A 17,282-nucleotide genomic window follows, 5' to 3' on the forward strand; every position below is an offset into this window, starting at 1 on the left:
AAGTTTAGCCTAAGTTTTATACCCCAAACCAGCGAGAGTATCTCCTGCAAATTCTTCCCACAGGGCAACGTCTTCTGCTGAAAGTCGAGTCTGCCATTCTCCAATAGAACCCTTGCGAATATGTTTACCTTCTCCTTTGTTTTTTACTTTACTAATATCTGTTGCATCAATAATACTATCAATTAATGTTTGATTGTAGTCTAAACCAATAAAATCAAAGATTTTGCTTAGTTCTTCCTGGGGATGAGTGTGGAGATTTTCATAACGAACTGAGTATATGCGATCGCCTATTTCTGAATCTGCTTTCACTCTTTCTCCTGTCTCAATAGCTTTTTTCCATATTTTAGCCACACTTCTTGTACTTTGTTTCGCCCAACGTTGAGTTTTTGCTCTTGCCTGATAAGAAACAGAAACATCTCGCCCATCTCGAATAATTTCTATACCCTTCGCTTCTGGAAACTGGCGTAAAATTACATCAAGATAGCGTAGGTGTTGTGGTGTTTTTTCTAGGAAAATTTGCTTTTCAGTTCCTCCATTTTTTTCAAAAAAGCGATCGAATATTAATTGGTTTAAATTTCTGAGTTTTGTTAAGTCATCTTCTGAACCAGAACTAGCTCTTGCTATTAATTCTTCTAGCTCTGTATAACTTACTAAATTATGAAGCCCAAGTTTCTCTTTGCTCTTTTGAAAAATCTTATATTGCTTTAAAATTCCTTGCCATAAATCTTCTGATTCAATACCGAACAACAAAGGTTTCAAACCATAAGATTTCCAGATCCACTTTGCCGATCTAAATCTTTTTTTCAACTCCTGATTTTTTAAATAGGTAAAATTGTTGTAAGTTATAGAATAGGCATGACTTTCATTTGGAACTGCTAGAACATCAGAGTGATTACCAATCATTCTCGTCAACCAAGTTGTACCAGAACGGGGACAACCGACTATAAATAATTTACGGTACGCCATAGTTACCTAGTTCTCTTTCTAGAAAGTAGGAATTACATCTCAAAAATGCTATGTAATCATAAGTTTAGCATAAGGAGAAACTATTATGAACTTTTTTGATAAACTACTAACCAGTATAGAACGCAATCAAAGTTTACTTTATCTGGAATTAGACCCCGATCCAGAAAGTTTACCCGAAGAAGCTGCTCATCAAAATATTCCTAAAAAATCTTTATTTACCAACCCTCCAGAGAAAGACAATCAAGAATTAATTCAAGATTGGTGGGAGTGGCTCCATTTTTTAATAACTGAAACTGAAAAATATGTATGTGCTTATAAACTTTCTCTAGGCTATTATCAATCTTTTGGTATACCAGGTTTAGAACTACTTCAGCAAACCTTAAAAACTATTCCTCTAGAAATTCCAATTATCTTAGATGCTAAACACGGCGACTTAAACACAAGCACGGTATTTGCTCAGACTATATTTGCAGATTGGCAAGTAGATGCTTGTACAATTTCACCCTACACAGGTCTTGACTTAGTTGCACCTTTTTTACTGTATCCAGGTAAAGCGGTTTTTCTACTTTGTGCCACTGCAAATCCTTCAGCAGCAGTATTACAAGAATATCCTAATCAAGAACAACCTCTTTATTTGAAATTAGTAGAAGAAGTTCAAAGTTGGGCAACTATTGAACAGCTAGGTTTGGAGGTAGGAATAATGCCAGATATGCTAGCAAAAATTAGGCAAGCTGCTCCAGAAAGACTAATACTAATTCAGGGAGATATAGCAGAAGAAAATGATATTGATAATCAAGAAGACTTAACTCAACTTTTAGCTGCTGGTTTGAATATTAATGGTGAAGGATTATTATTACCAATCCCACCAAAATTATTTGGTACAGCAAATCCTAATCAAGAAATTGAATCCTTAAGAGATAAGATTAATGAACAACGTCTACAGGTGGTTGAAGGTAGTCCGACCTGTGAATTGTGGTTGCCAGATGTTTGTTTTTTAAAGCATGAACCACACCGGGATTTAATCTTACAACTTTACGATATTGGATGTATTATTTTTGGCGACCATGTACAAGCATCGGGGGTGACTTTTCCTTATTATATAGACTTACGAAAAATCATTTCTATTCCTCAAATATTCCATAAAATAGTTACTGCTTATGCAGAGATTCTCAAAGAATTAGAATTTGATAGAATTGCAGGTATTCCTTATGGTTCATTGCCCACTGCTACAGGTTTAGCTTTACGTCTAGAACGTCCGATGATATTTCCTCGCAAAGAGGTGAAAGCTTATGGCACTGGTCGATTAATTGAGGGACATTTTCAACCAGGGGAAAAAATTGTTGTTGTGGATGATATTATGATTAGCGGTAATAGTGTCATGAAGGGAGTAGATAAACTTAAATCAGTGGGATTGCAAGTAGAAGATATTGTTGTTTTTATTGACCATGAACGGGGAGTAAAAGATAAGTTACAAGAAAATGGATATAGGAGTTATTCAGTATTGACTTTGACAGAAATTGCTCAAACTTTATATGAGTCTAGTAAGATTAATTCTGAGCAATTTTATATCCTGAAAAATCATCATTAAAATGAAGGAAGGCAGAAGGCAGAAGGCAGAGGGCAGAAGGGAAGAAAAGGATAGAAGGAAGAAAGTTTTTTTTTCTCATTGATTATCCGGACATGATATTAATAACTTATAGCTGATAGCTGATAGTTGACCGCTCAATACTTACATTAAAATATAGCAAAATTTAAGACAATTACGATGAAAAAGTTTTTCTTGGCGACATTTTTTAGTGGTTTTCTCTCTATTTTTAATATACAATTTCAACCTGCTCTAGCTAATCGAATTACCAGAACTGATTATAACAATTTAAAAATTGGTATGACCTATCAAGAAGTTAAGCAAATATTGGGAAGAGAAGGTAAGGTTTATACAGAATATAATAGTCCGACAATTGAAGAATTTGGCGTAGCGTATCGCTGGTTAAATAATGATAATACAGGTATAGTTGCCATATTTAATTCAGAGAATAAACTAATTAAATTATCTGCTCAAAATTTGAACGCGACTAACTTCGGAGTTAATAGAAAACCTCCTGTAGTTACCAGTACAGATTTTGAAAATATTAAAGTGGGGATGACTTATGATGAAGTGAGAGAAATTATTGGTAGTGAAGGAATAAAACAACCAACAAGAGATAATCCTTTAACTAATGCTAATACTGTTACATATAATTGGGTGAATCCTGATGGTACAAGCATGAGTATAATTTTTGATTCTAATCAGAAAGTGGTTACTATTCGGACTAAAAATATGAATACTTATAATTTTGGTAATCCTTTCTGGAATCAACCCAAACCAGTTTATTCAATTACGCGACAAAAATATGAAAAATTACAGTTAGGAATGACATACCGAGAAATAAGAAATATTCTTGGGGCTGAGGGAGAAATAGACCCTGAATTTGACTCAGAAGCTTTTGTACAATCTAGAGAAGCAAGGGAAATGCAAGTTAATAATACTCTTGGTAGAGAACAAGAAGTTACATCAGATGAGTCACAAGCAGAAAATCAAATTAAGGGTGCTTATGAATGGAAAAATCCTGATGATACAGGCATCAAAGTAGTCTTTAATATGCAAGACCAAGCAGTTGCTATATATACTTCTGGTTTAGACGTAGGACTTCCTGCTCGATAGACACGGGGACGCGGAGACACGGAGACACGGAGATGGAGGCTTTTAATTTATGATTAAAAGTGGACTTTTTACCGAAAAATTGTGGTTTAAAGTCTCCCCTTTTAAGGGGATAATAAAGAAAATTTTTCCTTTGAGTCAATTCTCTTATTTTAAAGGAGAGGTAATTATTAATTATTAATTTTTGAACAGATTTATATAACGTTTTCAAATGAGATGTCAAACAAGAGCTAGTTATTTACTAACAGTAAAAAGTTCGGCAAACCTTCTTGCCTGTTGCCTGTTGCCTGTTGCCTGTTGCCTAAAAGCAACCATGTTTTTTACGCAACTCAAATGAAATTACTATATATGTCTGAAAATCAAGAATGGCTCGGTTTAATGATTGGAAATACCCGGTTACACTGGGGGTATTTTGTGGGTGCAATACTTCAGAAAACCTGGGATATAGACCGGATTCACAAATGGGAAATTGAGGAAAATATTAATGTGGAAATAGTAGTCAGAAAACTACTAAAAAATACATTAGAAACTCAGAATATAAAGTTAAATCATCAGATGCCTTTATTAATAGCATCAGTAGTTCCTCAACAAACAGTACTTTGGGAAACTTATCCTTGGTCTGATATGATTACCTTAGAAAAACTCCCACTACAAGGACTTTATCCTACCTTGGGAATAGATAGAGCTTTAGCAGTTTTGGGTGCAGGCACAAAGTTTGGTTGGCCTGTGCTAGTCATAGATGCTGGTACTGCAATTACTTTTACTGGTGCTGATGTCCAAAAAAAAATAGTGGGGGGGTCTATTTTACCAGGGTTAAGGTTGCAATTATCATCTTTGATAGCAGGAACAGCTATGTTACCTTTGGTCGATATACCAGTAGAGTTACCTCCACGGTGGGCAAAAGAAACAGCAACAGCCATTCAAAGCGGGGTAATATATACAGTATTGGCAGGTATGCAAAATTATATTGTTGCTTGGCGAGAAGAATTTCCTGAAGGACAAATAGTGCTGACAGGAGGCGATCGCATCTTATTATTAACTCATTTCACAAAACTTTTTCCTGAGTTAGGTGCAACTATCATTGATGCACCGGAAGTAATTTTTTGGGGTATAGCAAAAATTTGGGGTTTGCACATTATGAAATGATATTGCCAAAATTTAGTTTAGATTTTGACTAAAAAAAACCTAATATTAATCATTCTAGCAATTGATTAATCCAACATCCTGTTCATCAAAAATCTAACATTATTCGTCACTATGCAACGCCAAAATTTAGCATCAAATATACTAATTTAAAATATAAAAATAAGGTGTTGGTGAATTTAGCTATGATTTTCGTGGCTGTAAGAATAGGTAGGGACGTGATATACAACGTCCGTACAGTACAGATTAGTTCGTTCAGTATGTTGTTCGGGAACAAGTAATGAAAGGGGTATTAATAATTCTTATGTTGATTATGGTTAGTCCAAATATTTTAATTCTTATGTTGATTCACCAACGCCAAATAAATATAAGTAATTTGCTTGGTAAAATAATATATTAATAATAGATTAAGGTAATTCTGTCCTTACTTTCTCATTAGCAAGAGAATATTTTAGTCCACTTATCAAATCACAAATCAAAGGAATAAACAGAATATGACAAGTTCGGAAACCCTTGATTCTCAGTTAAACATCAAGGCTGATAATTATAAATCTCCACCATCCAGCCCACGTATATTATCATTTTTGAGAATATTTGAATATCTATCTTTTGCCACTATTATTGGCTCAGGAATTGGTCTTTATTTATTTTCAGATCAGACTAAATTGTCGATAGTTTTAGTAGTTTCTATTGCTCTGTTTATTTTTTTGTATCTCCTAAATCGGCAATTACAAATCAACTACACTAAAACAATCAAGGATTCTGATTTACTAAAAAAAGCAACCTTATACGGTAATGTTTTACAACTAGAAAATTCTCCAGAAAATATTCAGATAACTCAAGAAGTAGAAAAAGCCTTACGTTATACTCAAGAGTTAATAGACGATTACAAAAAGACCAGGCAAAAAGCTAGAAATATCTACTATATTTTGCAGTTAGGCACAATAGTTTTTTCGGGAGTTACCCCCATTTTAGTCCTTGTTGATAAATTAGAAACTGGTCAGGCTTGGTTAAAATGGTTGCCTGTAATTTGTCCAGCGATCGCTTCTATAGTTGCTAGTGTTGTAACTTCATTTCCTTTCCAAGAAAATTGGATTTCTGCTAATCGAGTTGTGGAACTTCTAGAAGCAGAACAGGAGAAATTTATCTTAGGGGCAAATGTATCTTATAGAATTTATGATGTAGAAGATACAACTGAACGTGGCAAAAAAGCAAGAAATTCTATAGCTAATTTTATTACCAAGGTAAATATTATTCATCTCAAACAAGTAGAAGGACAGGAATCACCACAACAAGAAGATAAAAAGGAAGAAAAAAACAACTTATCTGCTGAACAGCCAAAATCCTTGTTAAAGAATACCTAAAAAATATAGTTTTGAGAATCAAGGGAGGAAAAAAAACCTCCCTGAAAAATAGCAACTAAATTTATATTAATGAATATGTTATTAAATAGACCTTCTATATTTACCAGTTTAACTATTTGTTTATTAATGTCAGTCAGTGCTTGTGCAAATAATCCCTCAAGTAAAGAGCTAGAAAAAGTTTTTGCAGCAGACCCCCAGTTGAAAAATAACCCTCCTTTTAGCCAATTAATTCAAACCCCCACTCAAAACAATCAACAACCCGAACAACCAACACAAATTCCGGCTGATTTTCCCTCAGAAATCTCTCCATATCCTAACTCCGAATTAATTGAAAAATCCGAACAAGAGCAAAAAACAGTTTGGAGTAGTTCAGACCCTACTAATGTAGTCCAAAATTTCTATCAAAAAGAATTTCGAGACAAGAATTGGGAAATTATTAGCGAACCTACCGAAGAGGGTAGTGGATCTCTGGTGGCAGAAAAAAATGATTTGCAGGTAGAGGTATCCCTCAAACCAAGCCAAACTCCAGGAATAGCAACAGAATATAAGATAGACTATCAATCCAAGAATGAAGAAACTGCCAATATACCCTCGCCTCCACCCGTCCCAGTTTCTCCATCAACTATCCAGCTAGAAACTCAGCCATCTCCCAATTTCACAGCATCACCCCAAGCATTACCTATTCCTGAGCCATCTCCAACTGCATCATTACCGACACCTTTGCCCTCTCCTGGAGTAGCCGCGTTACCGACTCCTACAACATTTCCTCCCAATAGCATCCCTCCAGTGCCGCTCCCCACTTCTACAGAGTCCCCTGTCTTAAAAAAAGCTCTCAGAGATGTGCCTTCAGGATTACGTCAATATGTCGCAGATTTGTCCAAACTGGGAGTATTTCAGCAGCCACAACCCCAAAATCAAGATAATCCAGATACTACTACTCTTTTAGTCGATCCTCAGAATATTGTCACTAGGCGGGAATATGTTCGGTGGTTGGTAAATACTAATAATAAGATTTTTACTAATAATTCTGCTAAACAAATCCGATTAGCACTGCTCAATGAAACACCAATTTTTGAAGATGTCCCGAAAACTGACCCAGACTTTGCGGTAATTCAAGGTTTGGCAGAAGCTGGTTTAATTGCTAGTCCTTTGTCTGGAGATATTAATGTCGTTAAATTTCGTCCAAATGATTTTTTAACCCGTGAGGATTTGATTCTTTGGAAAGTACCTCTAGATTTTCGCAAGGCATTGCCAGAGGCAACAATAGAAAAAGTTAAAGAAGCTTGGGATTTTCAAGATGCTTCTAGGATTGACCCTGCTGCTTTGAGAGCTGTATTGGCAGATGCTCAGAATGATTTTTCTAATATTAGGCGGGTTTTTGGTTATACGAAATTATTTAGGCCAGATAAAACAGTGAGTAGGGCTGAAGCTGCTGCTGTTTTATGGTATTTTGGAGATGCAAAAGAAGGGATATCGGCTCAGATGGCTTTACCACAAAGCCACAATCTTCAGTAGTCAAGATGGCCAAAGGGTTGAGCGAAATTTTTTTTTTCGTACCCCTTGACATTTATTTAGGAATTCGCTAAGTTAGTAAGAGTGAAAAGAAACAAACAAGCCCCCATCGTCTAGAGGCCTAGGACACCTCCCTTTCACGGAGGCGACAGGGATTCGAATTCCCTTGGGGGTATAATAAATTAAGGATAGCAGAAATATTAATTCTGTTATTTTTTGTTTTTTTGGGGAAAATAGTCATAGTCAAGGTCAATATCAGGCGAAGAAGGAAGAAGAAGAAATCTGGCGTTCCCTGAGTTTTAAACTTTTGATATATCCTAACCTTTCCTTCGATTGCTATATCAGTTAGCGTTTTCTATCAGAAGCTATCAGTACCTCCTGCAATAGGGAGGCAAGAAGATGTATAATTTTCTTCTTTATCCCCTTATACCAAATTCAAAAAAGGTAGTTACATCTTAATCTATATTTTTGGCCTTAAATAGAAAATTTTCTCACTTTTATAATTCAAATAATCAGTTATTAAACAGTAAGGACTCGTGTAAAAATAACCATTACAGTTTTTTTGATGGAAGCTGTATTTCACAATTTATCCCAGATAAAATTTGTACAACTTATTTTTACATGGCTCCTAAGAAGTGAAGTTATAATCTTCAATTAACTAAAAAAAATATGACATTTTGTCATAGATAAATATTATATAAAAGTAGTTGTAATGTCTAAAATGTAGTGCTATTATCTCCTCGTTAATTTACTGAAATTTAGGCATTAATAATATGATGTTCAAAAAATTGAAAGCTATAGGAATTGGTTGTTGTGCGACTTTAGCTATACTATTTGTTGGTAATGAGCAAGCTAACGCAGCAACAATTACTTATGATTCTGAAATATATGATAATTCCAATCCCAACACTTGTACTTCTCCATTGAGTGCGGGTAAATGTTTCATGGAAAATGGATTTAATGTAGCAGCATTTTCAGCACAGGAAATAGGCAGTCCATCAGCTTATTTTAGTGATACTTCACATTTTCATGCTCGCCAGAGTTATGAAGCTCAACATTTTACTAATGAATTCGGACTTTTAGGTTCATTTATCACTTTAAAAAATGGTGGTATCTTCTCTTTAAAAAGTTTAGATTATCAATTGCGGAAGAATGAAAATGCAATTACTGGTTATACAACAGATGATACTAAAATCTTAATTTCCACAACATTTGACCCAACAATGCAAGTTGCCGGTCAATTTACAGAATATTCCATTGGTAACGATATATCCTTGCCTTTTGAAACTCTATCAATAGATGGTTTTGAAAATATTACTCAAATTTATATTGCTAGTTCTGGTGATGTAAATTTTGATAATATAATGTTAACTCCTGTTCCCGAACCTACTTCAATATTAGGTTTATTAGCTTTCGCGGCATTCGGCGCTACTTCTATGTTTAAGCACCAAGATAATTGAAGAAGTTTGTAGGTTGTAGGTTGTAAGTTCAATCTTAAATTGGAGTTGATATAAAATCCGGTATCATCGGCATTATTAAGTATTAAAGAATGGTTTTCCGACCGTTTCCCCCTACTAACGATGCTGGTAGTAAAGGAAATTATATCATTCCAGTTAAACATTAATCTCTCTTTACTCTTTCCTCTTCCCTGCTGTCCAGAATAGGTTTTGTGCCTCATTAAGTTGGAAATTGCTGTAATATGATACCTCAATAAACTTGTCTTCACCGCAGATGAGGTGTAGGGTTTTCAACAAGAGTTGTTCCACAATAGTGCTATGGAAAAATCTACTTCCTAATACCTAAAATTAAAAACGCCAGGGCAGGGTAGCGACGATAATATTAATGATTAGATGGTCTATTTTTTTGCGATCGAATAATCCAGAAACTAATGGATAGAGCAATAATAGCAAATCCTAATCCGATTAAATCTTCTCCTGTTTTTTTATCAATATCAAAGATAATAATTTTCCTAGCTACAGCAATTAAAGAAGTAGCAATTACTAACTCTACTTGAAAGACGTGCTTGCGGAGATAAGCTGTAACATTTTCTAAAATTTCTAGGGCAATTAAAATATTTAAAAATAGTCCAAATATTTCAAATAATGTATCTTTAAACAAAGGATAAGATGTAAAAAAAAGTTGTTGAGAGATAAAAACTATTACGTCAAAGACAGCAAAAATAATTACAGCTATCAATGCTAAAGATAGAATTTTAGATACTATGACCTCTATACTTTCAACTAATCCTAGAAAAATATCATCTTTTTCAGGAAGAAAAATATTCTTGAGAGTTTTAAGGAAATTCTTCATTTTTATATTTAGTTATACTATTTGAATCAATATTCTACTCTCTATTACCTATGCCTGGTAATTACAGTTTTGCAACATTCTTTAATCTAATTGGTATTAGGGACTTGAGTTCGGATTCGGAAACTGAGAGAATGTTTTTTTTGTTTTTAACTTTTTGAGCGTGCAACAGTCTATTTTCCTTCTGTTGTTTCAATGCCATTAACATTGTTTTGACTAGCAGCAATAATCAAAGAACTTACTCCAACAAAAGCTATTATTCCCACCAAAGTAGCGATTGATAATTTTTTGATTAAAGGAGATAATTCGGAGGTATTAGGTACTCCTGAATCTTGTTCTGGTAAACGATCGGAATTGGATGGCATATTTTAACTCTAGATTTTAGTTTTGCCTAATTAGAATAAGATTATATCAAGTTGGTAATTAGTTATAGCAATCTTATTTGAGTTGTGAGATATTGTAGATTTTTAGGGAACAGGGAACAGGGAACAGGGAATGGGAAACACAGAAGCAATAAAATTTTCACATCTGATATCAAATCCGTTTAATTGGACATAAAAAAATTCTTCAACCGTCATAACTACGCTCATCTTTGTGATTCTCTCTCCTCCTGACTCGGTCTTTCTGACTCCTGACTCCTCCTTATATCATGTCCGGTAGCATCGGTATTGTATAGCAAAGGTAGGCAACAGGCAACAGGCAACAAGCAGGAAGGCAACAGGCAACAAGCAGGAAGGCAATTGAGCAAGAAAAAAACTTAAATTTCCTGTAGATATCCACGCTAACTTTTACACAAACGATACCAACGGACATGATATTACTTAACTAATCTATAACTGTTTAACCGGATTTGATATGATTTCTGATTGCTATACATAGCAGTCGAAGGAAAGGGTACGGACAGATCAAAAGCTTAAAACTCAGACAATGCCAGATTATTCCTTCTTTCTTCTGCTATAAAAAAATCGGCATTGCTGAGGGGCGGTATGAATATAAGTGGGGTGGGTATCCTGCCAAGGAGTGAAAATATCAGGAACGGGAAAATATCAGGAACAGGCAAGATGCCCATTCTACAAAACTATTAAAATCCCAAGCGCATTTATGCAACGCCAAAAAACCATATCTTCCTCTCCTAGAAAAATTGAGCTACTATAGCACTACGGATTTAGGTTAGGACACTACTAAACCCTAAAACTTAGTCCGAGATTACTTTTGTACAGGCGAACGGCCTAAAGCTTGCGCATAACTATCGTTAACGCCCCTACTGACTTTTGACTTCTAACTTGCGCGTAGTGCTATATCGCCACTTTCGCTATCCCCTATTCCGTAGTTTTGAGAGTAATGGGTAAAGAGATAAAAACTGCAGTACCTTGATTTTTTCCAGCACTTTCTAGAGTAATATTACCTCCCATCAATTCCATCAAACTACGAGAAATTGATAATCCCAAACCACAACCACTATATGCACGAGTAGTCGAACCATCTACCATTGCAAAAGATTGAAATAGTTTATACTGTTCGCTTGGTTCTACCCCAATTCCTGTATCTTTAATAGTTACTACTACAATGGGTACTTGATCTATATCATAAGTATTAATACTTGGTTTAATCTGAACATCAATAGTAATACTACCAGTTTCAGTAAATTTAATTGCATTATCAAGAATATTTAAGAATACTTGCTTTAGCTTTTTGGGGTCAGCTTCTACAAATATGGATTTAGAGATATTAGATTTATAGAGTTGCAGATTTTTTTGTTGAATTATAGATTGCTGAGAATCAATTATTTCATTTAAACAATCATACAAATTTACTAAATTTTTATTGACCGGAAGTTTGCCTTCCTTAATTTGCACCAAATCTAAAAGTTCATTAATTAAATTCAGTAAATGAATAGCAGATTTATCAGCTTGATGTAATAATTCAGTTTCTTCTTCTTGGCTATCACAAAAGCCATCAACGATTAATTTTATAGAACAAATAATACTATTAAGTGGAGTCCTCAGTTCATGGGAAATATTTTTCATAAATTCATCCTTGAACTGGTCTGCCTCTTGTAAAGCTGTATTTTTGTTCTCTAATTCAACAAATGATTTTTTTAACTGTTCCGTCATTTGATTAAATCCTTGAGCTAATATTGCTAGTTCTTCAATGGGGACTTCTTTTACTCTTTGTTCCCATTTTCCAATAGATATAGAAGTTGCTGCTTGCTTTAAATTTTTTACTGGTTTAATAATCAATTCACAACTGAATAAACCAAAAATAATTGCGATGATTAATGCAATTAAACATAGAGCAATAGTAATTCGGGTATTGGTATGAATACGTTCTGTAAAATCTGCTTCAGGAATTACTACCAAAATTAACCAATCTAAACCATATTTATCGCTAAAAGGTACGACTTGTAAAAATTGTTGTTGACCATCAATATCAAAGTTAAGTAATAAATTGCTTTGGATTTGATTGAGATCCTCAAACCTGTCTTTCAGGTGTTTACTTGCAGAATTAACTAAAAGATCGTTACTGTTGGAAGCATCTATTAATTTTAAATCCCCATTGTCTTGAATAAAAGGTTCAGAAGTGGCGGAACTAGCGATTAATTGTCCATAACGATTTAAAATGAAAGCTTCCCCAGATTTACTAATCTTCAACCGTTTGAGAAAGTCATGCAGTTCAGAGAAGGTGAGAGTAGCAGTGACTAAGGCGATCGCATTATCATCATTATCAATTACTGGTTGAGTCGCCATAATTTCTACTCTTTGATCAATGAGCGATCTAAATATCTCACCCCAATCTGCTTTACCTGTAGCGATACCATCTTGATACCATGGTCGTATATGGGGGTCGTACTCCGGAACTACTTTTGTGAGATTAGTCCGCACCCCTTGAGCGTTGGTAGCATATTCCTGAAGTTCTCCTTCTGTCGATTCGTCTGTAATGATGATATTAAATCTATTATTATCTTGGCGACTTACTGCGATCATTGTTCCTGATGTAGATGTAATACCAATGACACCAATGGAATCAAAAGACTGAATTTGTTGCCATAAATGACGCTCCACATCATTAATTTCTTGAATATTAAGTTGATTAAGACGAATAGCATTTACATTTAGTTGATTAACCAAATGGGGAGTCTCTAAAAAAATATTCAGTTTCTGCTGAATACGAGCTGTAATTTCGTTTTGTAACTGATTAGCTAGGTCGTTGATAGCGCGCTTACCATTGGTAAATGAAAGATATCCCACTAATCCTACTGTTGCTATAATTTGCAGCACAAATGGGACAATGACTACGACTCGTAGGGGGAGTTTTGGTGGGGATTGGTAAAACAGAGGGTTTAATGGTAACTTTGGCATGGTAGCGATCGCTAATTTTTTCCTACTTACATTTCAATTATACAGATACAATTTGCTCAAGTTTTTGATTATTTTTGATTCCAGATTGTAATTCCTTGCCAGTTCGTAGGTGTGCCCTCTGATAAAAAATTATTCACTCGTTGTAAATAAATTTCTGTGACTTGATCATTTGGATTTACTGTTAATACTTTCTGGAAATATTTCTTTGCCATGGTAAATTCTTGTTGTTGATAATGTAAAACTCCTTGAGCAAAATTTGACTTAACCTGTCTTTTTAAGTTTAGCAAAGATTCGGTTTCTCCATCCATAACTTCATAAATTTTAATGGGATGATTCCGCCCTTTCACCTGGACTCGATCTAAAAATCTAATTTGATATTGATTTGCATCTACTAAATTATTAAATACTGCTTCACTAATAATGATAGAAACGCCATAAAATTTTGTTAATCCTTCTAAACGAGCAGCTAAGTTTACATTATCTGAAAAAGCATCACCTTGGATTCTTGCTTGTTCTCCCACCATACCTACCATCATTTGTCCAAAGTGAATGCCGATGCCAATTGAAATAGGTTTATAACTCTGATTTTTCCTAATAATATTGTATTCTACAACTTCTTTTATTTTGGCAATACCTGCCTTGACAGCATCATCTGCTCCATTAGGAAATACAGCCATCATTCCATCTCCTAAATATTTGACTATAAATCCATAATTATCTCTAACTTTTGGACTGACACGCCCTAAATATGAATTAACAAAGTTAAAGTTTTCTTGGGGTGTCATTGTTTCTGAAAGAGCGGTAAAAGAGCGAATATCAGAAAACATTACTGCCATTTCTTTACTTACATGATTGCCTAATTCTACATCAATTATAGAGTCTTTTTTGAGGAATTTCATAAACTCTTCAGGCACAAAACGACTATAAGAACTGTTGATTTGAGATAGTCTCAAATGAGTTTTAAGTCTGGCAATTAGTTCATTTTTAGAAATAGGTTTAGTCAGATAATCATTAGCACCTACATTCAATCCTTCTACTAAATCGTAAACTTGATTTTTAGCAGTCAACATCAGAATTGGTAACTCACTAGGTAAGAAATTTTGTCGCAATTTTTGTGTAACTTCATAGCCAGTCATTTTTGGCATCATTACATCTAATAAAATTAGATCTGGCTGACAACCTTGTTCAATTATTTTCAAAGCTTCTATACCATTCATTGCTTGAACTATGGCATAATTTTGGAGGGATAAAATATTGACGAGTACCTGTAAGTTTACTGGTTCATCATCGACAATCATAATTTGAAATCTTTGGACGGTTTCTAGTGGTTTGATTGCATCATCTTTTGACTCTTCTTGAATAACAATCTCTTCTTCTTTTTCTTCAGTTATAGCTATATTATTAGCATCTGTAAATCTTGATATATTGGAATTGTTACTAATAGCAATTTCTGTAGATATTGGCAGAGTAAAAGTAAATTGAGAACCTATTTCAATTTGAGATTTCACCCAAATTTTTCCTCCGTGCAATTCCACCAGTTTTTTAGTAACTGCTAAACCTAAACCAGTACCTCCATATTGACGAGCTGTGGAACCATCATCTTGTTCAAATGATTCAAATATTCTGTATAGTTTATCTTCTGCAATACCAATACCAGTATCAGAAATAGTAATTGCTAATTGTTGGTTTTTGAGAATTGGATGCTGACTATTGAACTGGGAATTTTCTTGTTGATTAATAATCTCTACCGATATCTCTACTTTCCCAGTATCTGTAAATTTAATCCCATTACCAATCAGATTATATAAAATTTGATGCAGGCGATTTTCATCAGCATAAACTGGAGGTAAATCAACAGGAATAGAATTAACTAATTCTAAATTTTTAGTACCTATTAAAGATTGACAAAGAGTAACAACTACTTCTGTTATTTCTCTGATTCCTACAGGTTTTAACTGCAACTCCAGATTTTGATGTTTCAGTTTAGCAAAATCAAGAATATCATTGACTAAATCTGTAAGTCGATGACCACCTTGAGCAATCATTAATAAATTTTTTTGCTGTATTTCCGATAATTCTCCTGTTGCTCCATCTAACATTGATTCAGCAATTCCAATCATTCCATTCAGAGGAGTACGAAGTTCGTGAGAAGTATTTGCTAAAAATTCATCTTTAAGTTTATCTAATCTTTGTAAGTCATAATTTTTCGCTTGTAGAGTAGTAAATGATTCTTGTAATTGTACAGCCATTGTATTAAATGAATGGGCTAATTCTCCTAGTTCATCAGAGTGTTTAATATCTACTTTTTGTTGCCAATTTCCTTGAGTAAAATCCCTAGCTGCTTTATTTAAGCTGATAATTGGTTGAATCACCCATCTAGAAGTTAAAATTCCACCAAGTATTGCTAATCCTAAAGCTGCTAACCATAATAAAATTGTATTGCGTCTTTGAATATTAATTTCTTCCATAAAATCTGCTTCTGGAACTACTACTACAATAATCCAGTCAATACCTAAACCATATTTTACAGGTTTGATTTCTAGGAAGTGACGTTGATTATTAAACTTAAAACTTAGCTGTTGACTTTGATTAATTTTAGTCAGGCCAAAGAAGGTTTTCTGTAAGTATTGAGCTGAAGCTTGAATTACAGGTACATTGCTTTCTAAAGCTGGCAGTCGTTGTAAATTTTGTTCATTACCTGGAGTCATAAATAGCTCTTCTGAAATGGATGTAGCCACTATTAATCCAGAACGTTCGACAATAAATACTTTTCCGGATTTACCTATCTTTAGCTTAGTTAAAAATTGACTGATTTTATCAAGAGTTAAATCTACACTAAGTACACCTTTACGAATACCTTTTTCATCATAAAAAGGTAATCCATTAGAAATACCAAAATTATCTCCATCTATCCAAGGATAAATTTTAGTCCAGGTAGGATTTCCCGCTTCGATAACAGCTTGATACCAAGGTATATTCCTCGGATCGTATGGAAAACTTTCAATTCGTGGTTGGATAATATTTCCCTGTCGATCGAGAGTATATTGTTCTAGATTTCCTGCTGTTAAATAATCGCTAATTCCTAATTGTAAACTTTGATCCTCTAATCTAATTAACCATACTACTTCTCCTTCGGTAGAGCCAAAACTAATACTACTAATATTTGGAAATAGTTGCATTTGTTTAAATAAATATTGTTGCCAATCCCAGAGTTTTTCTACATCTAAATTATTGAGACGAATAGCATCTCTATTAACTTGATTAATTAAAGGAGGAATTTTTAGATAGCTTTCTAAATGTTCATCAACACGGGTTGTCACTCCATTGAGTAACTGACTAGCAACATTATTGACCGCCTTTTGTCCATTGCGTAACGAGAGCCATCCGGTTAAACCTACAGCAAACATAATTTGCAGCACAATAGGTAATACAAAAACTTTACGTAGAGAAGCTTTTCGATATTTATTCTTATTTGAACTATCTAAATATTGAGTAGGCATAAGTAAATTAATTATGGTATTACTATGATTTTTAAATTGTCGAAAAAAAATTAAAATACTATACTTACCATAGCAAATTTTAAATTAATTTGATACATTTATGGATGATTTAATTGAATTGCCTTTAATCATTTTGAAGAAGGAAGAAGCAACAAGCAAGAAGCAAGAATAAAAAAGTGGATGGGGTGGGTTTGTAGACAGGAAGTGGCAGGTCGTTGACTATGCCCAACCAATTGTAGACACCGCAAGTGACGGTGGGGTATTAAACCCATAAAGAAAAAGATAAATATGAATTTATAACTCTAGTTATAGCTTCTTCCATTTTCCATCTTCCCTATTCCTTAAAGTTTAATATTTATCTTGAATTTAAGTATGATTGGCTTCCAGCAAGTAAGTACAGTGTTGAGAGATTTAATCAAGTTAAAAAATTAAA

Annotated in this window: 11 protein-coding genes and 1 tRNA gene; 7 read left to right on the top strand and 5 right to left on the bottom strand. The window is 34.1% G+C overall.

Annotated elements, in window-relative coordinates:
* Positions 1-9: 9 nt before the first annotated feature.
* A complete protein-coding gene (locus tag F6K18_RS08000) occupies positions 10-966 on the bottom strand; it encodes a sulfotransferase (RefSeq protein ID WP_287519972.1) in 957 nt (318 codons plus the stop codon).
* Positions 967-1,051: 85 nt separating this feature from the next.
* Between F6K18_RS08000 and F6K18_RS08005 the strand changes: the two genes are divergently transcribed.
* The 7 genes from F6K18_RS08005 (at position 1,052) to F6K18_RS08035 (ending at position 9,143) form a co-directional block, all read left to right on the top strand.
* Positions 1,052-2,554 (top strand): bifunctional orotidine-5'-phosphate decarboxylase/orotate phosphoribosyltransferase, encoded by a 1,503-nt coding sequence (locus F6K18_RS08005; RefSeq protein WP_287519974.1) that lies wholly within the window; start codon positions 1,052-1,054, stop codon positions 2,552-2,554.
* 177 nt (positions 2,555-2,731) lie between these two features.
* The gene (locus tag F6K18_RS08010) at positions 2,732-3,667 is read left to right on the top strand and encodes a hypothetical protein (protein WP_287519975.1); all 936 of its coding nucleotides are present in this window, start codon (positions 2,732-2,734) and stop codon (positions 3,665-3,667) included.
* Between the two features lie 345 nt (positions 3,668-4,012).
* Entirely contained in the window at positions 4,013-4,810 is a 798-nt protein-coding gene (locus F6K18_RS08015; RefSeq protein WP_287519976.1) for a pantothenate kinase, read from the top strand.
* A 491-nt stretch (positions 4,811-5,301) separates the two neighbouring features.
* Positions 5,302-6,171, top strand: coding sequence for a DUF4231 domain-containing protein (locus F6K18_RS08020; RefSeq protein WP_287519977.1), 870 nt, complete (start codon positions 5,302-5,304; stop codon positions 6,169-6,171).
* Between the two features lie 69 nt (positions 6,172-6,240).
* Positions 6,241-7,686, top strand: coding sequence for an S-layer homology domain-containing protein (locus F6K18_RS08025; RefSeq protein WP_287519978.1), 1,446 nt, complete (start codon positions 6,241-6,243; stop codon positions 7,684-7,686).
* Between the two features lie 99 nt (positions 7,687-7,785).
* Positions 7,786-7,858 (top strand) — tRNA-Glu (locus tag F6K18_RS08030).
* A gap of 598 nt (positions 7,859-8,456) precedes the next feature.
* Complete coding sequence (locus F6K18_RS08035; protein ID WP_287519979.1) at positions 8,457-9,143, top strand: hypothetical protein; 687 nt, start codon at positions 8,457-8,459, stop codon at positions 9,141-9,143.
* A 379-nt stretch (positions 9,144-9,522) separates the two neighbouring features.
* Here F6K18_RS08035 and F6K18_RS08040 read toward each other — a convergent pair whose 3' ends face one another.
* The 4 genes from F6K18_RS08040 to F6K18_RS08055 all read right to left on the bottom strand — a co-directional run bounded on the left by F6K18_RS08040 (position 9,523) and on the right by F6K18_RS08055 (position 16,849).
* Positions 9,523-9,993 carry a phosphate-starvation-inducible PsiE family protein gene (locus F6K18_RS08040; RefSeq protein ID WP_287519981.1) on the bottom strand — a complete coding sequence of 157 codons (471 nt, stop codon included), beginning with the start codon at positions 9,991-9,993 and terminating at the stop codon, positions 9,523-9,525.
* Positions 9,994-10,163: 170 nt separating this feature from the next.
* Positions 10,164-10,355: a hypothetical protein gene (locus F6K18_RS08045; protein ID WP_287519982.1), complete on the bottom strand. Its 192-nt coding sequence runs from the start codon at positions 10,353-10,355 to the stop codon at positions 10,164-10,166.
* Between the two features lie 954 nt (positions 10,356-11,309).
* Positions 11,310-13,349 carry a sensor histidine kinase gene (locus tag F6K18_RS08050; protein WP_287519983.1) on the bottom strand — a complete coding sequence of 680 codons (2,040 nt, stop codon included), beginning with the start codon at positions 13,347-13,349 and terminating at the stop codon, positions 11,310-11,312.
* Between the two features lie 68 nt (positions 13,350-13,417).
* Positions 13,418-16,849: a response regulator gene (locus tag F6K18_RS08055; protein ID WP_287519985.1), complete on the bottom strand. Its 3,432-nt coding sequence runs from the start codon at positions 16,847-16,849 to the stop codon at positions 13,418-13,420.
* Between the last annotated feature and the right edge of the window lie 433 nt (positions 16,850-17,282).

Origin of the sequence: Okeania sp. SIO2C2, from assembly GCF_010692625.1 — a bacterium.
Classification (GTDB): domain Bacteria; phylum Cyanobacteriota; class Cyanobacteriia; order Cyanobacteriales; family Microcoleaceae; genus Okeania; species Okeania hirsuta.